Source organism: Acinetobacter sp. UBA2581, from assembly GCF_002339435.1.
Lineage (GTDB): Bacteria > Pseudomonadota > Gammaproteobacteria > Pseudomonadales > Moraxellaceae > Acinetobacter > Acinetobacter variabilis.
The window spans coordinates 38505-63171 of record NZ_DDLD01000024.1 but is presented as its reverse complement, the minus strand read 5'-3'; the positions used below and the strand labels follow the sequence as shown (position 1 = coordinate 63171).

Sequence of the window (24667 nt, the reverse complement as noted above, 5' to 3'; positions counted from 1 at the left end):
TTATCTAACGCGCTGTAATGTTACAGGACCTTCACCTTGTGGATGCAAGATCAGAGTTTCAGCCGATACATTGATGTTTGCAATGGTCTTGCTGCCATCGGAACTGTCTTGTAATCCGCCACATTCATTGGTATCGAATAAAACTTCAGTGGTTGTGAGTGTATTACCTGAAAGAGTAAATTTGCCATATTCAATTCCAGGCCAGCCACAATCATCTCCGCCTTCAGTTACCAGGAAGAAATAATAGTTTGTGTCAAAGAAGGCAAATAAATGGTTGTCACTAAATCTCCAAGCACCTACCAGACCATTAGCAGACTGTTTGACGCGGCTTAACCGGTATTCGGTATTGATCCCCGGTTCTGTCAGAATTAAGGTCGTTCCATCACAGTTTAAGGTGTAAGGTTTGCCTTTTGCAGGATCTGAGAGTCCCCATTCACCATTACTGTCTTGAATAATGCGCGGTGAAATCACGCTGGTAATTGCGTTCCAGTTTAACTCTCCAGTTTCAATGCCAGGCGCTCCATCACCGTCAGCAGCTTCTGCTTGACCTAAGGCATAATGGCCATCTTCTAAAATATGGATCAGTACAGCGCTGTTTGCATTACGGCCAATTTCCCAAGTACCGGCGATGTCTTTATAGAAAGTTGACTGGAAGTTTCCTGCAGCTTTTTCAGGTGTAATCAATTTTTCTGTGGTAACTACGCCTGTCGATACTACGTCTGTAGCAAAAGCTGTAGGGGCCTTAGAAAAATCTAAACTTTGATTAAGAAGGGCATTAGCAGTTTCGGTACTGATGCTAATCCCATTGTCATGATTACTGTCTGTACCTAAAGACTGTAAAAGCACTATCAGGTTGGTACGTGCATATTCAGTTTGTGCTAAATCTAAAGGCGTAACACGTTCTTTGGCTTGAATTTCTTGACCTAGTTGTACGTCACCAATCAGGAACTTAACCTTTTCTCCGTCATTAAACTTAAATTCGCCTTTTTCATTAGTAACCCCCTTCAGCACCACTGCTGGTGATATATGTTACTCCTGAGATAATTCTATCTGTCAGTACACCAGTTTCGGTCCCGACCGGAGCTGTAGGTGGAACAGGTGATGAACCCTCTGTACGATCATTATCTGAACCGCCACATGCTGTAAGTAACCCCGCTAAGGCAAGACAAATTAAAGTCTTTTTCATGAAAATCTTCCTGAAATTTATTATGTCAGTGAAGTATAGAAAGAAAGCTAAAATCGACATATTCTAAAATTAGGATGGAAAAATATATAAATCAGTAAAATAAATTGAACTCACTATTTGCTTAAAAGAGTGAGCTTGCAATAGGAAGTGAAAGAGGAAATATTCAAATAACAATAAATTGAAAATTTTTCCTACAGTTTTAAAAATACATATATATATTAATTGGTGCTTTATTGTTCAGGATGCACTATCTATATTCTGCTGCATTGTTAGACTGTGGCGAAATTTTGACAATGATTGTGATGTAGCTGTGTTTGAAAATTTAGCTGAGAAAACTTTAAATTTAATGGGCTGGAAAACCGATGACCAATGGCCCGAAGACCTTGATCAATGTGTGATGATTGCAGCGCCACATACCAGTAACTGGGATGCACTATATGCACGTTTGGCCTTGAAGGCTTTAAAAGTGAATGTGCGTCTGACCATTAAAGACAGCTATATGAAATTTCCATTTGGGCCTTTTGTACGTGCAATGGGTGGAATTGGTATTGACCGTCGTCCCAAACAACCGAGTGAGCCACGTCCAAGCATGGTTCAGGTTATGACAGATCTATTTAAACAGCATCCTAAACTAGTGATGCTGGTTACACCGGAAGGCACACGTGCCCGTCAGGAACAATGGAAAACCGGTTTTTATCATGTGGCGATCAATGCGGGTGTGCCAATTGCGCTGGCTTATATGGATTATGCAAAAAAAGAAGCGGGCGTAGGTAAAATCATTTATCCAACAGGAAATTATGAACAGGATATGGCTGAGATCATGGCGTTCTATGCCAATATTGAACCTAAATTTCCTGAAAAATTCAGTATTGATCAACGCTATTTTTAATTTCAGGAAAAATAAAAGCAGAGGGATGGACTCTGCTTTTCTGTACGATATATAAATACCGAATTTAATTTTGATTCTCTTCAGATAAAATTCCCCCCAGATTCTGGCAGGCATCTTTATAAAGATTGTATTGCTGTTCTACCACTTCATATAAAGGCAGGTCAAAAGGCTCTTCACCTTGATGATATTGCTCAATATAAGACTCGACCTTGGTTTTGCTGCTGTACAGCATGTGTTGATAATAATCCGTCATACTACTGTGTGGCATTTGCGCTGTATCAATCTTGGCACAATTGAAGTTTTGCAGAAGCTGTTCTGACTTTTTAAGATCATTGGACATACAACCTGCCAGTAATATGCTACTGAGCAATGCCGTTAGGAGTTTCATAGAAAAAGATGAACTTTGATGGGGAGCGCACTATTGTAGAAGTAAATGCGCTATGCAAAAGTAGTTTTATTCAACAACTGGTCAAAAAATAGAAGAATAAAATTTAGAATCTCATTCTTCCTTGGCAATCTTTAACCTTTAACCAGTCCGCCATCGACAATCAGGTTTTGACCTGTCACTGCACGTGAATAAGGTGACAGGAACATCAGAATAGCAGACGCAAATTCCTCAGGTGTAATCACGCGGCGCAGAGGAGTGGACTGAGCAATCAGGTCAAAGACAAAGTCAGGTGTTGCTTTACTTGCATCCGTGGTTTGCAGTAATCCGCCTGAAAGCATGTTCACGTTAATCCCATACTGACCAAGATCTTGCGCAGTAGTTCGGGTAAAGGCCAATAGCGCCGCTTTCGCAGTCGTATAATCATGATAAGGAACGACAGGGTTTTGAACCAGGTTAGTCCCAATATTCACGATACGACCAAAATTTGCCTGTTTCATATCTTCTAATGCAGCTTGTGTTGTATTTAAACAGGCCTGAACTGCTCCACTAAACTGACGGGACATACTTTCCCAGGTCAGATCTTCAACTTTAGGTCGCTCATCACCATTAAACTCAAACTGCACCAGCGCATTATTAATAACGGAATGGACGGCTTCTCCGAAATGGGCCTTGCTGGCAGCAAATAAAGCTTTTACCTGGTCAGCTTGTGTTACATCTGCCTGATAGGCAAAGACCTGATCAGGATACTGATTTTGTAAAGCTTCAGCTTGGGTTTTGCTGCTATGGTAATTTACTACCACACGTGCACCTTCCTGTATCAGGAGCTGGGTAATGGCTAGACCCAATCCACGTGCACCACCAGTGACAAGGGCAATTTGATCACGAATTTGCATTGCTTATATCCGCCTGAGAATCATTCGGGCTAACATAACAGCAATAGGGCTGAAAGCAAAGTGATGTAAGGTTTTAGAGCTGCTCTATCGCGCAAATGAGTCAATACCTTCCTTAATCAGGAGAAAGCAGCCCGAGCTGAAGAGTAAGCCTAAGACAATCTGTTTAAAACGTAATTCTGATATTCGATGAAACAGACGTGCGCCTAAAATAGCGGGAATACTTACAGCTAGAATGAGTACCACCATATAGGGAAGGTGAGTCTGATTTAAGCTGCCTTGCAGTAAATAGGCGGCTAAGGTAAACACCTGTATGGCAAAATTAAAATGACGCAATATGTAGCGCTGCTGTTCTTTCGGTAGCTGTTTCAGCATTAACCAGGCAGATGGTACAGAACCACAGAATCCCCCTAAACCTCCTAAAATGCCACCAACCAAACCAATCCCTGCATCCGCAGTTTTGCCTGAATGTTGAATCAATTTAATCTGTGGATTCAGCAGCATTAGTGGACACCAGATCACGAGAAATATACCAAGAAAAATACGAAAAGTGCCCGCTTCAACGATATTCAGTAACCAGGTACCGAGTGGGACACCGATCAGACCTGAAATTAAATAAGGTAGATATAAGGCTCGGTGCAGGTGAGGAAGTTTAGGCTCATTAGATAATGAAATGAGGTGACTCCACACCGAGGCAAAAACCACTAAAGGCGCAGCAAGTTGAGGACTCAATCCCCATACCCAGAATGACATGACAATTAATGCAAAAGCAAAACCGGTAAGTCCCTGTACAAATCCTGCGATAATTGCACCAAGAATAAAGAGTAGTCAGGTCGTCATAAAAATCAGGGTATTGGAAAAGTTTGTAGTATTCAAAATATGGTCAGAAAAACCAAGCAGATCCTTAGCTGTATTTATGCGAATCTAAGTATAAATATGCATAAATGATTTTTATTAAATCCGAGACAAATCCTTTAATTAAGTATGGAAAATGAACAAAATCATACAAGAGTGCAACAATGGCTCCGCGTACTCTTCATGAAATCACTTGATACTAATTGAGGGCGGTATAGAGGTGATGAACATGAAAAAAATGATATTACTGTCATCCGTATTGGCAGTAGCGCTAACAGGCTGTGTGGTTGATCCTTGGGATGAAGGTTATCGCGGTCATCATGATCGTAATGGACATTATGATCGGGATCGTGGTGATAAGGACTGGAAAAAACATAAAGATCATCGTGACTGGAAACGTGATAGAGGCGATAGGGACTGGCGTCGTAATCGTTAACCGTTATCTTCTATTTATAAAAAAGGATTCCTTAAAGGAAGGAATCCTTTTTTATTTAAGTATTTAATATAAGTAAGTCTTAAGCTGCTTTTTTCTGATACAGCCCTGCGCGTACTGTGCCGGCTTTGGTATTTTTGATTAAATGCCATGAACTTGGCAGCTTCAATGTACTCAGTTCACGATCGGCTTCTACATAGATAAAACCATCTTCTTTAATCAGTGGATCAGTCTGAGTAGCCAGAGTTTCCCATAAATCCAGACTATAAGGTGGGTCTAGAAAGACCAGATCAAACTGCTGTTTCAGGCTGGTTAAGGCTTGTTGTGCTGTCGAAATTTTAAGTTGCGCACGTGCTTTGGTGACTTTGAGTAATTCCAGATTTTGGGTTAGGAATTGTGCCTGAGTACGATCCGGCTCAATCATCACCACTGAAGCTGCACCACGTGATAATGCTTCAAAGGATAAAGCGCCTGAACCGGTACACAGATCCAAGACACAGGCATTCTGGACATCCCACATCAGCCAGTTAAACAAAGTTTCACGCACACGGTCAGGTGTAGGACGTAATCCTTCAATACTGGCAAAAGCCAATTGACGGCGTTTCCAGTCACCACCAATAATTCTAAGTTGATTTTTCATGAATTATTCCTGATCGTCATTGGCTGCAGGAGCAGAGCGAGAAGTTGCAGGTTGCGGATTGTTTGACTGTGCATGGGTCGCCTGACTGCCTTCTTGGGTTGGGCTCGCATTCGGATCTGCACTTAACAGATTCGGTCCACTTGGCAATTCACCCGGTTTAATACCTGCTGTCATGAGACCGCCACTAATTTGATGGCCTGCAGGATGAATCGGATTTTTATCGCGAGACAGTAACCAGTAGTCAAATAACGGTTTAGCCAGTTGTGCAGCAGAACCCCCATGTCGACCATTTTCCCAGACAACGACTACTGCAATTTCAGGGGTTTCAGCAGGAGCAAAACCAACAAACAGACCATGATCCAGCTGGCGTTCAGTCAGCAGGGCTTCATTATAGCGTTTACCCTGGGCAATACTTTTCACCTGTGCCGTACCAGTTTTACCTGCAATTTGATACATTGGTGATCGGATTCCGCGACCTGTACCTGACTGAACCACATCAATCATGGCATCACGCATTTTAATCCAGTCGTCTGGTTGACCGTTAAAGTCGATTTTACCATTAGGGGCATTATGTACTGTAAAAGGTTTGGCACCCTTACTTTCACGCAGTACGTGAGGCGTAACATGTGAGCCTTGATTCGCTGTAATAGCAGTTGCCATAGCAAGCTGTAAAGGTGTTGCGGTAAATGCACCTTGGCCAATACTCACCGAAATGGTTTCACCACGTGACCATTTGGATTTACGGGTACGCATTTTCCATTCAGGACTTGGATAAAGTCCTGAGCTTTCACTTGGTAAATCTACACCGGTTTTTTCGCCAAAGCCGAACTGGCGCATCCAGCTATTCATTTTTTCAATGCCCATGCGGTAGGACATGACATAGAAATATGTGTCGCAGGACACCACTTGCGCCTTATGCAGGTTCACAGCACCATGACCAGTTTTCTTATGGTCACGGAAGCGGTGACTATCGCCCGGCAAGGTAAAGTAGCCCGGGTCAGAAATCGCTGTACTCCAGTCGACCAATCCATAATGCAGACCGCCCATACCAAACATCGGTTTGATCGTTGAACCTGGAGGATAAGCCCCTTGAACCGCACGGTTATAAAGTGGCTGATCCAAACTGTCACGAAGGCCTGAATAGTCTTTGCTACTAATCCCGGTGACAAATAAATTAGGGTTAAAACTTGGACTGGAAACCAGCGCCAGAATTTCACCTGTACGTGGGTCAATCGCGACAATAGCACCGCGACGACCGGCCAGTTGCTCTGTGGCAATGGTTTGTAGACCATAATCTAGTGACAAATACAGATCATTACCGCGTACCGGCTCTTTACGGCCTAAATGACGCAGGACATTACCGAAAGCATCAGCTTCGACTGACTCATTCCCTGGCACACCATGTAAGAGATCTTCATAGTATTTTTCTACCCCAATTTTCCCGATCAGGTTAGACCCCGCATAGAGATCCTTATCAATTTCTTTAAGTTCTTTGTCATTAATGCGGCCGACATAACCAATCACATGCGCAAAGAGTTCACCATGCGGATAGTAACGAGTCATCTGGGTTTCAATATTGACGCCCGGAAATAGATATTTTACTTCACTAAAACGGGCAATATCATTTTCATTCAGATTCAGCTTGATCGATACCCGCTCAGTTTTACGCGCCGTCTTGACTCGTGCCTGAAAACGTTCAATATCTTCTTCAGTCAATTCCAGAATCGGTGTAAGACGTTTCAGCGTATCATCAATATCTTGCACATCGGCGCGGCTTAAGGTAGCTGTGAAAACAGGATAATTATCGGCAAGTAAAATACCGTTACGATCATAAATATAGCCACGTGCGGGCGCTAAGGGCTGCAGACGAATACGGTTCTGGTCAGAAGCCGTAGAGAAGGTTTCAAAATTAAAAATTTGCAAATAGGCATAGCGGCTGACCAGCAGCAGCATAAAGAAAACCACAATACCGACAGAGATCCAGACCCGACTGTTATAGATGCGCTTTTCTTGTTGTGCATTTTTTAAAGGAAAGTGCTGCTTCATACGCGATCGACTTAAGACCAGAGGGAAAGGAATCAAAGTGGAGTATTCTAGCGCAACTGTACGGGATTTGATAATGAAAAACTGGCTGTAGCAATTCCTGTGTTTAAACTTTGACTTTGCAGACATGAAAATTGTAAAGTGCTGTATACAAGAGTTTTAATAATTCTGATAAAGTCAAAATTAAATAAAAATAGGACTCTACCAAAAACTATAATTAAGGAAGATGGTGAAGGAATGAACAAAGTTTACCCTTTGTTGGCATTTGCATTCTTTGCAAATGGGGGATATGCACATGATCAAGTGAATAATACGACAAACAGAACTGAGGATCGTGAGCCTAAAGCATTTAATGTTGGGGTCGGTTTTACCCAGAAACTTATCCATCTAAACACTGAATGGGTGAATCCTTATGGGATTGCTTATGTGAAAGGTGGTGCTTTTCTCAACGATGATCGTACAGTTGGAGCACAAGTTGGCTTTCGTTATCCTGTACACCTCACCGGCAAGGACAAAAATGGTTATTATATAGGGGCTTATGCCGGTCATATCGATAGCAAACAGGTTGATGGCAAATACGAAAGCCGTTTAGGTGGGGGCATTGATCTGGCGTATGTTTTGCTTAGTTCAGAACGGATCAGCAGTTTTAGTATCGGTATTGGGGCGGGGGAGAAATTACAGGACAGTAATGGTCGCGTTGTAGCCGAAACTGAACCCAGACTACAATTCTCCTATACTTTAAGTATCGGTTTATAGACAAAATATTCAACTTTATTAATACCTGTATTCTGTGAACAAAAAATTAAATATGGAATTTATGCATGCTTGAGTACGTCAATGAATTGTGGCAAGTCTTCTTGAATCGCCCAGATTTTTGGGCAGTGCTCAGCATTATCCCGGTGACCGCATTCGTAACATGGGCTCACGTGTGGATGGCGCTAAAAATGGTGTTTTATCCAATTAATTTTTGGGGTTTTCATGTCGGGCCTGTTCCTGTTGGCTGGCAAGGTATTGTGCCGCGTAAAGCTGGAAGAATCTCAGGAATTATCACGGATAATACCTTATCTAAATTGGGCTCCATCCAGGAGTTCTTGCAGGCAATGGATCCAGATGATATGGCACGTATTATCGGGGAACAGGTCGGTTTTGAACTCGAACATCTGATTGATGAAGTCATGATGGACCGTAATGCGGTGCTATGGGAAAACTTGCCTTATTCAATCAAGCGCCGTATTTATGCCCAAGCCCATAAACAGCTGCCACAGGTATTAAAAGAATTAGTGACTGAACTGACCATGAACGTCGAGTCACTGGTCGATATGCGCGACATGGTGGTCAGTCAAATGGAAGGCGATCGCCGTTTAATGGTGCGCATGTTCCTGAAAGTCGGGCAGAAAGAAATCAACTTTATCTGGCATATCAGTGCCCTGATCGGGATGTTCTTTGGCCTGTTCCAGATGGTGGTCTGGTTTGTGGTGCCATGGCACTGGACCGTACCGTTCTGGGCGGCTATCTGGGGCTTCCTGACCAACTGGATTGCGATCTGGATGGTGTTTAATCCGGTAGAACCGCACTATATCAAATACCCGCAATTCTTTAAGCGTACGGCTGATCATAGATTCCCTTGGATCAAACCGGTGATTCCAAGAATTGGCACCTATAACATACAAGGCGCATTTATGAAACGTCAGGAGGAAGTCTCTGACGTATTTGCAAGTGTGGTCACAGAAGATCTGATTACGCTAAAATCGATCATGACAGAAATGATGTATGGTGGTAAAAAAGATAAAACCCGCCGTATTGTCAAACGTCATATTAACGAAATTATGGAAACACCGCTGGTTCGGACCTCTTTACAGTTGTCTTTAGGGCCAAAAGAGTATGCAAAACTCAAGACAGACTTGATCGATCGCTCGATTGAAATTACGATGGTGCCTGTAAGCGACCCTGCGTTTAATGCGAGCCGTGCACAGAAGATCTACCAAATGTTTAGAGACCGCATACGTGATTTGACGCCTAACGAGTTTCAGAATCTATTACGTCCTGCCTTTCAGGAAGATGAATGGATCTTGATTGTCCTGGGGGGAGTTACCGGTTTTGTTGCGGGTTTAATCCATTTGTTTGTGGCTTTCTTATAATTAGATGCCAAAGAGCAGCACACGTTTTGGTCGTGTGAAGCTGGGTATCTTATACATAGTTAAAAAATGAGGATGTTTATATATGCGCATTATCTTACTCGGACCACCTGGAGCAGGTAAAGGTACACAAGCTCAGTTGATCTGTAAGCGCTACAATATCCCACAAATTTCAACCGGTGATATGCTCCGTGCTGCAATTCGTGAAGGAACTGAATTAGGTCTACAAGCTAAAAGCGTCATGGACAATGGCGGTTTGGTTTCTGATGAATTGATCATTGGTCTGGTCAAAGAGCGTATTGCACAACCTGACTGTGCAAATGGCTGCATCTTTGATGGTTTCCCACGTACGATTCCTCAAGCTGAAGCCCTGGAAAAAGAAGGCATTGCAATTGATCATGTGATTGAAATTGATGTGCCGGATGAAGAAATCGTTCAACGTCTATCTGGTCGTCGTCAACACCCGGCGTCTGGTCGCGTTTATCACATCGTTTACAACCCGCCAAAAGTGGAAGGTAAAGATGATGAAACTGGTGAAGATCTGGTACAACGTCCAGATGACCAGGAAGAAACTATTCGTCGCCGTTTAGGTTCATACCACACTGAAACTGAACAGCTGGTTGGCTTCTACCAAGGCCGTGCAGCTTCAGGCGAAAATGCACCGACTTATGACAAGTTAAATGGTCTACGTCCAATCGAAGAAGTTCAAAAAGATCTTTTCGCGATTCTGGATCAAGCAAAATAATCGGTTTCCGATCATTTTGACTTTCAAAGAGCCCTAAGTCATATTAGGGCTCTTTTTATTGCGTTGTTCAAAAGGATCTGCTGTGAAATTTGCTGTATTGGGATTGATGATTGTATTTCTGGCAGTACTGTTTGCACTGTTCTATGTCAGCTTCAAGATGCTGAAAAAAGTACGTCAGGAAGAACGTGCTGAAAATGCGGGTAAGGTACCTGAGCGTCAGCTGCATCCTAAATTACAGGCCGAGCTTGAGCAAAAGCGCAAGCAAGAACAGGCTGAGCAAAATAAAAAATAAAAAAATTTCGAGTACTTAAATTAAAAAAGCTGAACCTAAAGTTCAGCTTCAATATTTTTCACCGGAATTGCGTGACTTGCACCAAATTCAAAACGGTCGGGCCAGTTACAGACATCAGCGACCACACACTCGTGACACTTCGGTTTACGTGCGATGCAGCAATAGCGACCATGTAAAATCAGCCAGTGATGTGAATCAATAATAAATTCTTTTGGAATCACCTTGACCAGACGATGCTCGACCTCAAGCACGTTTTTACCCACTGCCAAACCGGTACGGTTACCAACACGAAAGATATGCGTATCTACAGCCATGGTTGGCTGGCCAAAGGCAGTATTCAGCACAACATTCGCTGTTTTGCGCCCTACACCCGGTAAAGCTTCTAGATCTGCACGATTGTCCGGTACCACGCTGTCATGCTTCTTGATTAACATTTCACAGGCTTTAATGACGTTCACAGCTTTGGAGTTATACAGGCCAATCGTTTTGATATATTCCTTCAACCCCTCCACGCCGAGTGCATAAATTGCTTCCGGTGTATTGGCGACCGGAAACAGTTTATCGGTGGCTTTATTCACGCTCACATCCGTAGCCTGGGCAGACAGGGTCACTGCAACTAGTAATTCAAATGGACTTGAATAATTCAATTCAGTTTTTGGATTCGGACGCTGCTCACGCAGGCGCTCAAAGAAAGTCTGAATCTGTTTTTTAGTCATGTTTTTTACAGGCTTAGCTGTTACTGTTATCATGTCTTATCCCTGTAAAGCTTGTAATTGCTGCGTCAGTTCTTCAAGTTGCAGGCGTTTGCGTGCATCCTCACGAACAGAAAGCTGTTTTTCTAACTTTTTGATTTGTGTGCGTAATTTAGCAAGCTCAATCGTGGTTTTGGCATCAAGTGTAACCACTTCATCTGCTGGTTTTTTCACGATTTCAATGACAGGAACCTGATCGACCTGAGCAGAGAACTGGGCAAATAGGGCTGTATTAATTTCTGCACGAACCACTGGACCTTTACGGTCAATTCGGCGTTTTTCTTCACGTTGAATATGCGCATAGTAACGTTTACGCAAATCATCCTGTTCAGCAATACGCTGAGCTTCAGTTGGCAAAGGCTGAAGATCTTCGACCAGATCAATACAGTCTACCGGGCAGGGCGGAATGCAGAGTTCACAGCCGGTACACAAGTCAGTAAGCACAGTATGCATCAATTTGCCTGAGCCAATGATCGCATCGACCGGGCAAGCACTGATGCATTTGGTACAGCCAATGCATTCATCTTCACGGATGATGGCTTTCATGCGCTGAGGACGACCATCCGCCTGAATTGGCCAGACGCTTTCTTCAGCGGGCAGTTTAGAACGATTTAACAATGCTGCCAGAGCATCAGCGACGGGCTGTCCACCCGGTACACATTTATTGGCATCTTCGCCCTTAACAATGGACTGAGCATAGGGCAAGCAGCCATCACGATGACCACATAAACCGCACTGGGTTTGAGGCAATAAAGCATCAATAGACTGGACTAGAGAGATCTGCGAATTCATGAATAACCTAGGCTGCTCGGGCTGAGCCTTAGAGTGAATGAAACAAAATATATCAATTTAATGATTTTAACATGTTTTTAAGGAACTAAGTTATGCACGATTAAGGGTCACTTTGTGCATTATTATCAGGCATAAATTAACAATTAAGCATTGATTCAGTTGGTATTTAAGCACACAGAAAAAATATTCATAATCAATATAAATAATTGTTATCAAATTAAATTTAAACTATTTTTCAAAAAAGTATTGTAGATTAGTTACAAAAGATATTTAATATTTTGCGCCAAAATTTAACATTGATTGTAAATTTGACCAATTTTGATCCATTTTCTGCTGAGGATTAAGCGTTGAAATACAACACACTTAATGAGTTCCTAGATTACGTAAAATCACGTGATGCACATCAACCCGAATTTCTTCAAGCTGTAGAAGAAGTGATGACCAGTTTGTGGCCATTCATTGAAAAGAATCCACAATACGCAGCACATGGTTTACTAGAACGTCTAGTTGAACCTGAGCGTGCGATCCAGTTCCGTGTTGCTTGGGTAGATGACCAAGGTCAAACACAGGTTAACCGTGCGTTCCGCGTACAGTACAACTCAGCGATTGGTCCATTCAAAGGTGGTATGCGTTTCCACCCGTCAGTGAACCTTTCTATTTTGAAATTCCTCGGTTTCGAGCAAACTTTCAAAAATGCCCTGACTACATTGCCTATGGGCGGTGGTAAAGGCGGTTCTGATTTTGACCCTAAAGGCAAATCAGAAGGCGAAATCATGCGTTTCTGCCAAGCGTTAATCATCGAGCTTTATCGTCATCTTGGTTCTAATACAGATATCCCAGCGGGTGATATCGGTGTGGGTGGCCGTGAAGTTGGCTACATGGCTGGTATGATGAAAAAACTCAGCAATGACACTTCATGTGTATTCACTGGTAAAGGCCTGACTTTCGGTGGTTCTCTAGCTCGTCCAGAAGCAACGGGTTATGGTACAGTGTATTTCGCTGAAGAAATGCTGAAAACTCGTGGCGAAAGCTTTAAAGATAAAGTGGTAACAATCTCTGGTTCTGGTAACGTTGCGCAGTACGCAGCTGAAAAAGCAATGTTCCTAGGTGCTAAAGTTGTTTCTCTATCTGACTCTGCGGGTACTGTTCACGTTAAAGACGGTTTCACTGAAGAGCTTCTTGCTGAAGTGATGGAACTGAAAAACGTTAAACGTGGCCGTATCTCTGAATTTGCATCTAAACACGGTTTTGAATACCTTGAAGGTCAACGTCCTTGGGGTATCAAATGTGATATCGCACTTCCATGTGCGACTCAAAACGAACTTGATGCGAATGATGCAGCAGCTCTTCTTGCAAACGGCGTAATCTGTGTTGCTGAAGGCGCGAATATGCCTTCTACACTTGAAGCAGTTGAGAAATTCGTTGAAGCGAAAATCCTTTATGCTCCAGGTAAAGCATCTAACGCCGGTGGTGTAGCAACTTCTGGTCTGGAAATGTCTCAAAACGCATTGCGTTTAGGCTGGACTTTCGAAGAAGTTGACGAGCGCTTACACGCAATCATGAAAGAAATTCACCGCAACTGCGTAAAATTCGGTACGAAAGAAGACGGTACCGTGAACTATGTAGACGGCGCAAACATCGCTGGCTTCGTAAAAGTTGCTGATGCAATGCTTTCTCAAGGCGTATTCTAAGTCTGACTGAGTTTAAGCTTGAAAAAAAACCGAGGTGAATGCCTCGGTTTTTTTATATTGCGATTTTATCGTTATAGAGTGCCTTTGACTGCTTCACGCTGTACGGTCATGTCGAATACATAGGCATATTTAGACTGGTCAGCTGCCGGATTTTTAATTTCATAACGTTTGACCCGAATAATCTGAAGCTCATTCGGTGTATGCTGAAAACCTTCAATTTGATCATAGAATAAAGCCCAGTCTTTATCGACCTGAGTCTTTAAGCCTTTTTCATCATATTTGATTTCTTTTACTTGCAAGCAGGTTTGTTGAGCTACACCCGTACAGGCTTTAGTCTGCGGTGAAACTTCTAGGAAAATGGTTTCTGCCTGACCTTGGTATTTGGTTTCCGGTGTCATTTTTCCGGTAAAGACATATTTTTGACTATCAGCTGCAGTAATACTCAGTTTCGGCTGATTGGCATCACTTAGATCCAGACTAAACGGAATATCACGCTTTTGCAGAAGCTGGCTGATAAAACGTTCCTGTTCCATTAATGGTGCATCACATGCCATCATGGTGCCCATCATGTCACCCGTACTCAGGGTATTATCTTTAACAGTCCAGCTCGTGCCAAGGCCATTACAGCCAGAAGCGACACTCAGTCTGCCTTGCTGATCAAAGCTCAGAACAATCGGGCGTTGCAGCCCACGATCAAGTTCCCAAGTATAAGCAGGCAAAATTTGTGTAGGCGTTTTTAATGTAGTAGATAGAGTAGAAATAGCCAGATCTCCTGAAGTGACAGGAAGATGAGAAGATTGACATGCAGTTAAAGCCAAAGGGAGTAGGGCAAGCGCAAAAATACTTAATTTCATTGGTTTATATTCTATGTACTAAAGTTTCAACATGATTATAATCAAGAGATTAACAAAAAATATGGATACAAATCGTAGCTTTTGCTAAAAAAATGTATCCATATTAAAAAGTCGGATTTTAAATAAGCGGAGCTATCGGTTAGTCAAAACGGTAGATATCCATCCCCAAAGCGCCCATCGTAAAACTGCTGTGTACGATGCTGAAACGGTTGCCAGTACCCATAGCAAAGAACAGTGGAGCAAAGTGTTCCAGTGTTGGGTGATTACGTTTTAGCTGAGGAATAGACTGCCAGTCCAGAACGGCATCAAAATCACTATGGGTTAATTTATTGGCCACATAGTTTCGGAAGGTGGATGCCCATTCCGGAACTTCATCGCTATTTCCCTGCCAGGACAATTCACGCAAATTATGGGTAATGCTCCCTGACCCGATCAGGAAAACCTGCTGCTCACGAAGTGGCGACAAAGTCTGGCCAATCTTGTAAATCTCTTCTGCACTCATCGACATCGGCAAAGAAATTTCAACTACTGGGATATCTGCTTCTGGATACATATGTAATAGCGGCATCCAGACGCCATGATCACGCGGACGGGTGCTGTTGGCATGTGCAGAGAGACCGGCATTGGCCAATAAGCCCAAGACTTGCTCAGCCAGCTCTGGATTGCCGGGAGCTGGGTAGCGTAACTCATACAATTCAGGTGGAAAGCCACGGAAGTCATGCCAAGTTTCAGGACGAATACCTGTATTGACTTCCAGAGCTTCACTTTCCCAATGTGCCGACATAACAATAATGGCAGTTGGACGTGGCAGATTCAGGCTTAAACGATGCAATGCCGGGCCAACCTGCTCAGGATTGAGTGCGAGCATGGGAGAACCATGAGAAATAAATAAGCCGGGCAAAGTCTGTAAGTTCATAAGTCAAACCACATTAATTCAATGTTTTAATCATGCAATAAAAAGGGAAGTAAAGGCAGGGGTGATTGTTCAACAAAACGTTGCATAAACAGAACGCATCAACAAATCAGCCTGCACGGTGATAAGGATGATTATGGTTAATGCTCATGGCACGATACAGTTGTTCAATCAGCATTACACGGACTAGCGGATGTGGCAAGGTGAGTTTAGACAACGACCAATGCCAGGCTGCTGCTTTTCGGACTGCTTCAGAATGGCCATCTGGCCCACCAATCGCCAAAGCAATATCATGACCTTCCAGCATCCAGCCTTTCATAGTTTCAGCCAGTTTTTCCGTACTAAACTCACGGCCACCGACTTCTAGTGCAATCAGGACTTCATTCTGTTTTAAGGCATTTAAAATACTGTCACCTTCAATATTCCGGTATTTCAGAATATCGGCTTCAGAATCATTTTTGCCCCGTTTCGCCATGGGCAATTCAACCACCTGAGTTTGTACAAAAGGCTGGATACGTTTGAAATAGTCTTCAAAGCCTGTCAGCACCCAAGCTGGCATTTTCTGACCAATGGTTAAGATACGGATTTTCATGGAACTGGATCAATAATTAGATACTTCATTATAACGATCAAACAACACGAAGTTGAGCTAGGGAAACAAATTGAAATTGAAATCATGAATTTAATGTTGCTTTAATATCCATGATTCAAGTATCCGCTTGATAATAAAGGAATGGATAATAAGAAATGCGGACCAGTCTCATTATTAAAAGATATTGTACTTTTCTACTAATTATTCTCGGTTTAACCAGTTCAGGCATGAGCTTTGCTGCGCCTGCAAATTTTTCCTCCAAACAGGCTCAGCCAGAACATCTGGGACTGTTTATCAAACAGATTATTAGTGTTGATGAATACCGGAATTTTAAAAATACCAGTGAATTGAATCGAGTATCCGCATGGCTCAAAGAACAGATGCGTCTGCTGGGTATTCCATGCCAATTTCAAAACTATATTGTAAATAGCCTAAGCTATAGAAATGTGGTGTGTCAACTGAATGCCAAAGCCAAAACCAAACTGGTTATTGGCGCGCATTATGATGTCTTTAGTGACTTGTATGGAGCAGATAACAATGCTTCTGGTGTAGCAGGGGTACTGGAAACAGCTCGACTACTGGCCTTACAAAAGTCAAAACTCAAACATAATATTGAGTTCGCTTTTTATACACTAGAGGAGCCACCCTATTTCAAGACTGAACATATGGGAAGCTATCTACATGCCAAAGCATTAAAGGCCCAGAAAAAGAAAGTGAAAGGTGTCATTATTCTGGATTCTATTGGCTATTATAATGAAAATCTGGTGCAGACCTATCCGACAGGTTTGAAATGGATCTATCCACGGCATGGTAACTTCATTGCTGCGATTGGACATTTGGCATCAGCCGGTTTGACAGGAGATTACTGCACGTCCATGCAACGTTTCAAGCGTCTGGACTGTCAGCGTTTTATTAGTCCGGCATTTGCTCAGGACATGAATTTTTCTGGCTATTTGAATTATGCCAAGTTTAACTATTCAACTATGCTGATTACAGACACAGCGCATTATCGTAATCCTTACTACAATACCGAGCAGGATACCTTAGATAAACTGGATCTGACCAAGATGGCTCAGGTCGTGAATGGTTTGGTCGATATGGTGATTCGTCTTTAAAATTATCTTCGTTTGGATACAAAAACACCCTGCCAGAGCAGGGTGTTTTTCAAAGCCTTTAGGTCTTAATGACGTGCAGCTTTAGCTTCTTCGCTCGCTTTCACAATTGGTGGTTTGACCAGTGCTTTCGGCATATCGATCAAAGCCAGAGGTAAAATCTCATCAATCGATTTCACAGCTTTGATTTCTAGGCCTTCTTTTACATTCTCAGGAATTTCCGCAAGGTCGCGAACGTTTTCCTGTGGAATGAATACCAGTTTAATGCCACCACGGTGCGCAGCAAGCAGCTTCTCTTTGAGACCACCGATACGCATTGCACGGCCACTCAAGCTGGTTTCACCTGTCATCGCAATATCGGGGCGAATCGCAATACCGGTGAATGCAGATACTAGAGCAGTCGTCAGGGCCAAGCCTGCAGATGGACCATCTTTCGGAGTCGCACCTTCTGGTAAATGCACGTGCACATCAGTTTCTTCAAAGCGAGATGCTTCGATACCTAACTCAGCCGCACGGGTACGAACGACAGTCATGGCAGCGGTAATCGATTCTTTCATTACATCGCCAAGTGAACCGGTAGTAATAAATTTCCCTTTACCAGGTACTGCTGCAACTTCAATAGTCAGTAACTCACCACCCACTGAAGTCCAAGCCAAGCCATTTACGCGGCCGATTTGGGCTTCTTCTTCCGCCATACCGTAGTCGAATTTGTGTGGACCCAAGTAATCTGGAAGATTACCTGCATTCACTTTAACCTGAAGATTCTTAGCTTTCTTGCTAACCGCTTCTTTCACTACCTTACGTGCAATTTTAGATACTTCACGTTCAAGGTTACGAACACCGGCTTCACGCGTATAACGACGCACGATGTCACGAATCGCTTCTTCATGCACAGTCAACTCTTTAGTACGTAAACCATTGTTCTTGATTGCTTTAGGAACAAGGTAACGGTCAGCAATGTTAACTTTCTCTTCTTCGGTATAACCAGGCAGACGGATCACTTCCATACGGTCCAGCAGGGCCTCTGGAATATTCATGCTATTGGCAGTACAGATGAACATCACTTCTGACAGGTCAAGGTCAAGATCAAGATAGTGATCGTTGAACTTGTTGTTCTGTGATGGATCAAGTACTTCAAGCATCGCAGAAGCTGGATCACCACGGTAGTCTTGAGCCATCTTGTCGATCTCATCGAGCAGGAACAGCGGGTTTTTCACGCCAACTTTGGTCAATGACTGCACGATCTTACCTGGCATCGCACCAATGTAGGTACGACGGTGACCACGAATTTCTGCTTCGTCACGTACACCACCGAGGGCCATACGGACAAACTCACGGCCAGTCGCTTTGGCAATCGATTCACCCAAGGAAGTTTTACCTACACCTGGAGGACCGACTAGACACAGGATTGGACCGCGTAATTTTTTCACGCGAGACTGAACCGCCAGATATTCCACAATACGGTCTTTGACATCGTCCAGACCATAGTGATCGGCATCCAGGATTTCCTGAGCTTTGTTCAGGTTAATGCTAACTTTGCTGGCTTTGTTCCATGGCGTATCTAGAATCACTTCCAGATAGTTACGAACTACCGCAGCTTCGCTAGAGGCTGGTTGCATTGCTTTGAGTTTACGGAACTCAGATTCCGCTTTCTTACGCACATGCTCAGGCAAATCAGCTTCAGCCAGACGTTTTTCGATTTCCGCAACGTCATCTTCTGCACCGCCATTCATATCGGAAAGCTCGCGCTGAATGACTTTCATTTTTTCATTCAGGAAGTATTCGCGCTGGTTTTTTTCCATTTGACGTTTAACCGAGTCATGCAAAGTCTGTTCAATCTGCTGTTCTTCAGACTGTTGCAATAAATATGTCATCAACTCAGTTAAATGTGCATCGAACTCGTCGTATTCGAGGAATTTCTGTTTCACTTCGATATTCAGAGGAACACGGGTCGCTACGAAGAATAACAGCTGCAGTAAGTCTTCGATTTTATTCGCCGCTGCAATCAGCTCACGAGCATTACGAAGTTTTGCTTCAGCATACTGAGCGAACAGGGCACGCAGCTCCTGTAAGCGCGTAGCTTGAGTGGTTTCATCGACTGATACAGTCATTGGGCTAAGTTCATGCTCAGCAGTCAAATACTCATTTTCATCAATGATGGTTTTGAGCTTGGCACGATACAGTCCTTCAATCAGGACTTTAATACAGTTTTCATCATTTTCGTGATTCACAACTTGCACAATCTTCGCGACAGTACCGTATTGATATAGGTTGTCGTGATCAATTTCTTCTGTAAGCGAATCTTTTTGCGCAACTACAAATACTAGATTGTCACTGTTACGAGCCACATCAACTGCATTGATCGATTTTTCACGACCGACAAATAGCGCAATTTGCATGTGTGGGTACACCACCACATCACGTAGCGCCAAAAGTGGTAATACACTTGGAACCTGAGGCTCTAAGGTTTCTTGATTCATAATAATTTCAGACATGGGCACTCCTAATGAGTGACAACGGTGTTGCCATGTTTTTAATAGTGATGGGTAATTTAAAAATTACAAGGGCTATAGCGAATAAATTGTATAAAAAATGAATAATTATTTGATTTTAAAGTACTTATGTATTTGGAAATACATCATTTAACGCTTAAAACGTTGTAAAAGTGTAGGCGTAAGCAGGGCGTCTAAAGGCTGATCCCATACTTCTCGGACTAAAGGTTGTGACACACGCTGAAAGTCATGCGCCAGTCCAAGACGAAAAGGGCGACGCGCTGCTGTTGCCAGCGTACGATCATAATAGCCACCACCCATACCAATCCGGGTACCATATTGATCACAGACTAATAGTGGCATAACTAAAAGATCCAGTTTTGAGACATGCAGCCCCCGTGTAGCCATGGGTTCACGCATTCCCAACCGATGATGAGCAAAACGCTGAGAACGATATTGATTCTGGCTGATTTCTACCCATGTGAGCTGCTGGTTCATATTGCAAATATTCGGGAGATAAACCCGTTTATGATGCTTAAAGCAGTATTCAATCAGCGCCTGAGTCCGAACCTCACCAAAAGCATCCAGATAAACCCCCACAAACTTGCTCGCATGAAATTCTGGCAAAGTCCGAATCATATTCAGGATACGTTGTTGAGTCTGTTTCTGGATAAATCGAGAGAGTTGACGGCGTTGTTTACGTAGCTGTTTGCGAAGTTCGGAAAGATTCATCGTCGTCATAAATATAGTCTTCAAGATTTTAGGGCATTAGATTAATAAAATGCCATAACTTAAATAGAGGGTAGCAACATAGCGAGTATTATAGGCATCTGTATGAATTTTTGATTGAATTTTAAAAATAATGAAACATTTATGATGAATTAATCGATCTATGTTTAGATCTAGTCAATTTTTTAAAAGACGAAAAAAGATACGGATACAGGACGCTAAACCAGGAAAATGTAATAAATTTGAGATTTATAAAAGAAGATAAATAAGGAAATATTTTGAGAAAAATAGAAGCACTCCGAGGATGCCGCTGCATGTCATTACCCTTGAACCCTAAAGTTCAAGGTGGACGAGACGCATACTTGCTGGGTTTCCCATACCGGATGGGCATACACTCTAAATATGCAGAACTCAATCCTAAGATTTAAATATCGGCTCAGGGGAATCTGACCCGCTGGCGAACATCTCAGAGTTAGACTAAGTATAAACGATAATGCCGATGTGGCAACTCTATGCTGTTCGTGAACTGTAAACAGTTTAGTCGAACGACCGAAGTTTAAACAAAAAACTCGATTATTCAGTTAGTTCTTCAACTTCTTCTAAAATAGTTTGTAACAAACGTTCGCAGTGCGCATATTGTTGCAGGGATTTATTCATCGTCAATACTTCCTGCATCAGTTCCAGTGCCACCATAATGATCAGTTTACTTGGTTCCATACGAGGGGCTTTACGGCGAAATTCATCGTATTTTTCATTGAGTAATTGCGCGGCACGTTGTAGTTCATCCTGCTGATCCGCAGTGGAGGCCAGACGGAAACTATGACCCAATACCTTTAAGTCGATTGCGATTTGTTCACTCATGATGAGGCTTCCTCAGTCACTTCAGTAGGATGGGCCAATTGCTGAATTTCCTGTGCATTTTGATCTTGGGCTGTTCCCAAAATCGCCAGACGTTGAATAATGGCTTCAACTTTAGCTTTGGCATTTTCATTTTTCTGGGTAAGACGTTCAGATTCCTGATTCAGGCGCTGAATTTCTTGTTGAGCATGACGCTGTTCCAGCAATAACTTTTCTTTCAGCACACGCAATTCATTGCGTTCAGCCAGAATTTCCTGAAAACGGTTCTTTAGATCAGTACAACTTTTTTCCAGACGGCTATAACGATCTGCCAGTGCTGTAGCATCCTGGTTTAAATGCTGAAACTGATTACGTGATTCTGTCAGTTGCTGATCGAGGTTCTGGATTTCTTGTTGTTTTTGCGCAATAAAGCTATTTTTTTGTTCAATTTGAGTTTCATGTTGCACGCTTGAAGCCTCTTGCTTCTCCCGTAAACTGGTATTCTCACTTTCAAGTTGTGCAAGTCGCGTTTTTAAAACGCCAATATGCACTTGTAGACGCTGTAATTCTTCTAACATATCGAGGTCGCACAGTGTTGCAAACAAAGGTAATATATAAAGCAGTATAGAGATTGGATAAACGAATGCAAGACGATATTTCAGGTTGGTCAGAATGGTACCGCAATTTTTCTTCAATTGAAGAAATTTCTAGCCCAAGCGAACTGCATGGTTTGCTTACTGGAATTGTCTGTGTCACTCAGGCACCTACAAGTGATGAATGGGTACAGATTTTAGAAACGCTAGATGTCCCTGAACTGAATCCTGAAGCATTAGAATTGTTAACAGGTGAGGCAGAAGACATCTTTCATGCGCTGTCTGAAGATGAGCTGGATTATCTGCCATTACTACCAGATGATGAGCATAGCTTGGCAGAACGCGTTCAGGCTCTGGCTGACTGGTGTGCAGGCGTAGTGCTTGGTTTTGGTCTGGCTTCAGGTCATATCCGTAATGATGAAATGGAACTGATTGAACATTTACAAGATGTTGCAGCAGTTGAGTTTGAAGATTCTGATAACGATGCCGAAGGTGAAGAAAGCTATCAGGAGCTGTATGAGTTTGTTCGTCTGATTCCGGTAAGCCTGTCCGTTGGCCGCAAGAAAGTAGAGGTTGAAGAAACACCTTTATTGCAGAAATTCACGCAAAAAGCACCAGCTCCAGCTTCTGCAACTGAAGCGCAATCTGTAGTTGAAATTTTCTCGCCGAAACGTCCGAGTTAAGTTCAAGCGGTTCTAGACACAAATTAAAAACGGTTCTGAAACCGGCATATTTTTTGCTGAGTCTTCTCATGAAGATGATAGTAAATTGATCTGACCCGTTTTCAGAACCAAATTTTAAATAACAGTAGTAATTGATAAGAAGTAAGGTGTAATGAAGAAACTGACTCAAGCCGATTTTCAGGAACGTCGTGACATCCTCGCAGGGGAAATGGGATTACGTAGTATCGCGATTATTGCCACCAGTCCGGTTGCCCTGCGTAATCGTGATGCAGATTATAAATACCGCGCGGACAGCAGTTTCTTTTACCTGACCGGATTTGCTGAGCCTGAAGCAGTTGCAGTCATTGAAACTTTTGATACTGAAGAAGAAGGCTATACCTATAGTCTGTTCTGCCGTGAACGTGATCGTGAAATGGAAATCTGGAATGGCTATCGTGCCGGAGTGGATGGCGCCGTTGATGATTATGAAGCGGACGAAGCTTATGCGATTGATCTACTGGATGAGGAAATCCTCACCAAGCTTCAGAACAAAGACAAGCTTTTCTACCGGATTGGGCACAATGCCGAATTTGATGCACGTGTAGCTAAATGGATTGCAACAGCCAGTGGTGAAAGCCGCCGTGGTAATTCTGCACCGGCACAGATCATGCAGCTGGATCGTATCGTTGATGAAATGCGTCTGCATAAAGATGAAAATGAAATTGAACTGATGCAGCTTGCATCGGATATTTCTGCAGAAGCCCATACACTGGCTATGCAGAAAGTTCGTCCAGGCATGATGGAATATGCTTTAGAAGCTGAATTGAATTATATCTTTGGTAAAAATGGCTGTGTACCATCCTATAACAGTATTGTCGGTGGCGGTGAAAATGCCTGTATTCTGCATTATGTGGAAAATGATAAAGAGCTGAAGGATGGTGATCTGGTTCTGATCGATGCTGCCTGTGAATATCAGTTTTATGCATCAGACATTACCCGTACGTTCCCGGTAAATGGTAAATTCAGCCCGGAACAAAAAGCTTTATATAATGTCGTACTGGATGCACAGATTGCTGCGATCAATGCTGTTCAAATCGGGAATTCTTATAAAGAGCCGCATAATGTGGCGGTTCGCATTCTGGTTCAAGGTTTACTTGATCTGGGGATTATGCAGGGGGAACTTGAAGAAATTATCCAGACTGAAAGTTTCCGCCAGTTCTATATGCACGGTACTGGGCATTGGCTCGGTATGGATGTACATGATGTAGGTACATATAAAGCCAACGGTGAATGGCGTGCATATGAAGAAGGTATGGTCGTGACAGTTGAGCCAGGTCTTTATATTGCGCCAGATGATGAAACTGTGGATGCGAAATGGCGTGGCATCGGAATCCGGATTGAAGATGATGTGGTTGCTACCAAAAATGGCCCACTAGTGCTAACTGCAAAAGTAGTGAAAACTGTGGAAGATATTGAAGCCTTAATGGCTCAAGCACGTGCTGCTTAAATAAAAGATATAAAAAAGCCGATGATCGCATCGGCTTTTTTATCTTTATAGGAAAAAGCTAAAAATTGACTTATTGAAGACATTAATTTTTCTAATCTATTGATATTAAAATGAGTATTTATAAAATTTTAAGAAAATGTAAATTATTTTCTTAGAAATAAGTTATCCAATAGCTAGATAGAACAAAGATACTATCGAGAAACAAGCAAGACATTTACTTACGTTAATCGCGACTTATTCAAATAAAATTAATTTTGTTAAAATTGAGAATTATAAGATGACAGGAATTCAACACAGCAATTGAGTTTTTAGCATCAAAGCAACATATTAATTCCGATTTCGTTCTCATACTTGACCTGTTCCTTAAATAAACTCAAAGAAGAGCAGGAGAAAAATGATGAGACTAAATACGCTTGACTGGATTGCTTATGCTTTAGCGATTATTGGTGGCATCAACTGGGGTCTGGTTGGTGCGTTTAACTTTGATTTAGTCGCTGCCATCTTTGGTGAAATGAGCGCACTATCTCGAATTATTTATGTATTGGTTGGTTTGTCTGCCTTGTATCTGATTTATACGGGTACAAAATTGGGTCGACGCGATGTACATCATGAGTCTCAGGCTCGAGTAGTACGTTAACTGACTGA

Annotated in this window: 25 protein-coding genes, 1 other RNA gene and 1 pseudogene; 11 read left to right on the top strand and 16 right to left on the bottom strand. The window is 42.6% G+C overall.

Going from position 1 to position 24667, the window contains the following annotated elements; translation table 11 throughout:
- Nucleotides 1-1186: pseudogene (locus tag B3Q46_RS03215) on the bottom strand (hypothetical protein).
- 310 nt (nt 1187-1496) lie between these two features.
- Here B3Q46_RS03215 and B3Q46_RS03205 point away from each other — a divergent pair.
- On the top strand, nt 1497-2075 hold the full coding sequence (locus B3Q46_RS03205; protein WP_286713385.1) for a 1-acyl-sn-glycerol-3-phosphate acyltransferase: 579 nt from the start codon (nt 1497-1499) through the stop codon (nt 2073-2075).
- Nucleotides 2076-2139: 64 nt separating this feature from the next.
- Here B3Q46_RS03205 and B3Q46_RS03200 read toward each other — a convergent pair whose 3' ends face one another.
- From B3Q46_RS03200 to B3Q46_RS03190, 3 genes are all read right to left on the bottom strand, one after another.
- Nucleotides 2140-2463, bottom strand: coding sequence for a hypothetical protein (locus B3Q46_RS03200; RefSeq protein ID WP_005234692.1), 324 nt, complete (start codon nt 2461-2463; stop codon nt 2140-2142).
- 131 nt (nt 2464-2594) lie between these two features.
- Nucleotides 2595-3356, bottom strand: a complete 762-nt coding sequence (locus B3Q46_RS03195; RefSeq protein ID WP_175967161.1) for a 3-oxoacyl-ACP reductase — start codon at nt 3354-3356, stop codon at nt 2595-2597.
- Nucleotides 3357-3440: 84 nt separating this feature from the next.
- Nucleotides 3441-4172 (bottom strand): sulfite exporter TauE/SafE family protein, encoded by a 732-nt coding sequence (locus B3Q46_RS03190; RefSeq protein ID WP_286713406.1) that lies wholly within the window; start codon nt 4170-4172, stop codon nt 3441-3443.
- A 265-nt stretch (nt 4173-4437) separates the two neighbouring features.
- Here B3Q46_RS03190 and B3Q46_RS03185 point away from each other — a divergent pair, with 265 nt between their 5' ends.
- Nucleotides 4438-4644: a hypothetical protein gene (locus B3Q46_RS03185; RefSeq protein ID WP_004782913.1), complete on the top strand. Its 207-nt coding sequence runs from the start codon at nt 4438-4440 to the stop codon at nt 4642-4644.
- Between the two features lie 79 nt (nt 4645-4723).
- Here B3Q46_RS03185 and rsmD read toward each other — a convergent pair whose 3' ends face one another.
- Nucleotides 4724-5281: a 16S rRNA (guanine(966)-N(2))-methyltransferase RsmD gene (gene rsmD, locus B3Q46_RS03180; protein WP_004782912.1), complete on the bottom strand. Its 558-nt coding sequence runs from the start codon at nt 5279-5281 to the stop codon at nt 4724-4726.
- A gap of 3 nt (nt 5282-5284) precedes the next feature.
- Nucleotides 5285-7327 (bottom strand): penicillin-binding protein 2, encoded by a 2043-nt coding sequence (mrdA, locus tag B3Q46_RS03175; RefSeq protein WP_286713381.1) that lies wholly within the window; start codon nt 7325-7327, stop codon nt 5285-5287.
- Nucleotides 7328-7561: 234 nt separating this feature from the next.
- Here mrdA and B3Q46_RS03170 point away from each other — a divergent pair, with 234 nt between their 5' ends.
- The 4 genes from B3Q46_RS03170 to B3Q46_RS03155 all read left to right on the top strand — a co-directional run bounded on the left by B3Q46_RS03170 (nt 7562) and on the right by B3Q46_RS03155 (nt 10496).
- Complete coding sequence (locus tag B3Q46_RS03170) at nt 7562-8080, top strand: hypothetical protein (protein ID WP_004782910.1); 519 nt, start codon at nt 7562-7564, stop codon at nt 8078-8080.
- A 65-nt stretch (nt 8081-8145) separates the two neighbouring features.
- The gene (locus B3Q46_RS03165; RefSeq protein ID WP_004782908.1) at nt 8146-9462 is read left to right on the top strand and encodes a hypothetical protein; all 1317 of its coding nucleotides are present in this window, start codon (nt 8146-8148) and stop codon (nt 9460-9462) included.
- A gap of 82 nt (nt 9463-9544) precedes the next feature.
- Nucleotides 9545-10204: an adenylate kinase gene (gene adk, locus B3Q46_RS03160; protein ID WP_004782907.1), complete on the top strand. Its 660-nt coding sequence runs from the start codon at nt 9545-9547 to the stop codon at nt 10202-10204.
- 82 nt (nt 10205-10286) lie between these two features.
- On the top strand, nt 10287-10496 hold the full coding sequence (locus tag B3Q46_RS03155) for a hypothetical protein (RefSeq protein ID WP_034170490.1): 210 nt from the start codon (nt 10287-10289) through the stop codon (nt 10494-10496).
- Nucleotides 10497-10531: 35 nt separating this feature from the next.
- Here the strand turns inward: B3Q46_RS03155 and nth are convergent, their stop codons facing one another.
- A complete protein-coding gene (nth, locus tag B3Q46_RS03150) occupies nt 10532-11245 on the bottom strand; it encodes an endonuclease III (RefSeq protein ID WP_286713376.1) in 714 nt (237 codons plus the stop codon).
- Between the two features lie 3 nt (nt 11246-11248).
- Nucleotides 11249-12040 carry an RnfABCDGE type electron transport complex subunit B gene (locus B3Q46_RS03145; protein WP_034170488.1) on the bottom strand — a complete coding sequence of 264 codons (792 nt, stop codon included), beginning with the start codon at nt 12038-12040 and terminating at the stop codon, nt 11249-11251.
- Nucleotides 12041-12387: 347 nt separating this feature from the next.
- Here B3Q46_RS03145 and gdhA point away from each other — a divergent pair, with 347 nt between their 5' ends.
- A complete protein-coding gene (gene gdhA, locus B3Q46_RS03140) occupies nt 12388-13731 on the top strand; it encodes an NADP-specific glutamate dehydrogenase (protein WP_175967170.1) in 1344 nt (447 codons plus the stop codon).
- A 71-nt stretch (nt 13732-13802) separates the two neighbouring features.
- Here gdhA and B3Q46_RS03135 read toward each other — a convergent pair whose 3' ends face one another.
- The 3 genes from B3Q46_RS03135 to rlmH all read right to left on the bottom strand — a co-directional run bounded on the left by B3Q46_RS03135 (nt 13803) and on the right by rlmH (nt 16090).
- A complete protein-coding gene (locus B3Q46_RS03135; protein ID WP_286713373.1) occupies nt 13803-14585 on the bottom strand; it encodes an META and DUF4377 domain-containing protein in 783 nt (260 codons plus the stop codon).
- Between the two features lie 139 nt (nt 14586-14724).
- Nucleotides 14725-15501, bottom strand: coding sequence for a DODA-type extradiol aromatic ring-opening family dioxygenase (locus B3Q46_RS03130; RefSeq protein ID WP_005234731.1), 777 nt, complete (start codon nt 15499-15501; stop codon nt 14725-14727).
- A gap of 106 nt (nt 15502-15607) precedes the next feature.
- The gene (gene rlmH, locus B3Q46_RS03125) at nt 15608-16090 is read right to left on the bottom strand and encodes a 23S rRNA (pseudouridine(1915)-N(3))-methyltransferase RlmH (RefSeq protein WP_004782895.1); all 483 of its coding nucleotides are present in this window, start codon (nt 16088-16090) and stop codon (nt 15608-15610) included.
- A 155-nt stretch (nt 16091-16245) separates the two neighbouring features.
- Between rlmH and B3Q46_RS03120 the strand changes: the two genes are divergently transcribed.
- Nucleotides 16246-17205 (top strand): M28 family peptidase, encoded by a 960-nt coding sequence (locus B3Q46_RS03120; RefSeq protein WP_286713370.1) that lies wholly within the window; start codon nt 16246-16248, stop codon nt 17203-17205.
- 65 nt (nt 17206-17270) lie between these two features.
- On the opposite strand, the gene lon is transcribed toward B3Q46_RS03120, so the two are convergent.
- From lon to B3Q46_RS03095, 5 genes are all read right to left on the bottom strand, one after another.
- The gene (lon, locus tag B3Q46_RS03115; RefSeq protein WP_286713368.1) at nt 17271-19697 is read right to left on the bottom strand and encodes an endopeptidase La; all 2427 of its coding nucleotides are present in this window, start codon (nt 19695-19697) and stop codon (nt 17271-17273) included.
- A 147-nt stretch (nt 19698-19844) separates the two neighbouring features.
- Nucleotides 19845-20426 carry a 5-formyltetrahydrofolate cyclo-ligase gene (locus tag B3Q46_RS03110; protein WP_034581137.1) on the bottom strand — a complete coding sequence of 194 codons (582 nt, stop codon included), beginning with the start codon at nt 20424-20426 and terminating at the stop codon, nt 19845-19847.
- Between the two features lie 288 nt (nt 20427-20714).
- Nucleotides 20715-20899, bottom strand: a non-coding RNA gene (gene ssrS / locus B3Q46_RS03105) — 6S RNA.
- A 97-nt stretch (nt 20900-20996) separates the two neighbouring features.
- Nucleotides 20997-21284: a cell division protein ZapA gene (locus B3Q46_RS03100; RefSeq protein ID WP_005234746.1), complete on the bottom strand. Its 288-nt coding sequence runs from the start codon at nt 21282-21284 to the stop codon at nt 20997-20999.
- The gene (locus tag B3Q46_RS03095; protein WP_286713365.1) at nt 21281-21838 is read right to left on the bottom strand and encodes a hypothetical protein; all 558 of its coding nucleotides are present in this window, start codon (nt 21836-21838) and stop codon (nt 21281-21283) included. Before B3Q46_RS03095 ends, B3Q46_RS03100 begins: the two co-directional genes overlap by 4 nt.
- 65 nt (nt 21839-21903) lie before the next feature.
- Here B3Q46_RS03095 and B3Q46_RS03090 point away from each other — a divergent pair, with 65 nt between their 5' ends.
- From B3Q46_RS03090 to B3Q46_RS03080, 3 genes are all read left to right on the top strand, one after another.
- Nucleotides 21904-22536, top strand: coding sequence for a UPF0149 family protein (locus tag B3Q46_RS03090; protein WP_286713363.1), 633 nt, complete (start codon nt 21904-21906; stop codon nt 22534-22536).
- 151 nt (nt 22537-22687) lie between these two features.
- Nucleotides 22688-24022, top strand: a complete 1335-nt coding sequence (pepP, locus tag B3Q46_RS03085; RefSeq protein WP_286713361.1) for a Xaa-Pro aminopeptidase — start codon at nt 22688-22690, stop codon at nt 24020-24022.
- 397 nt (nt 24023-24419) lie between these two features.
- The gene (locus B3Q46_RS03080; protein ID WP_034703714.1) at nt 24420-24659 is read left to right on the top strand and encodes a DUF378 domain-containing protein; all 240 of its coding nucleotides are present in this window, start codon (nt 24420-24422) and stop codon (nt 24657-24659) included.
- Nucleotides 24660-24667 lie beyond the last annotated feature (8 nt).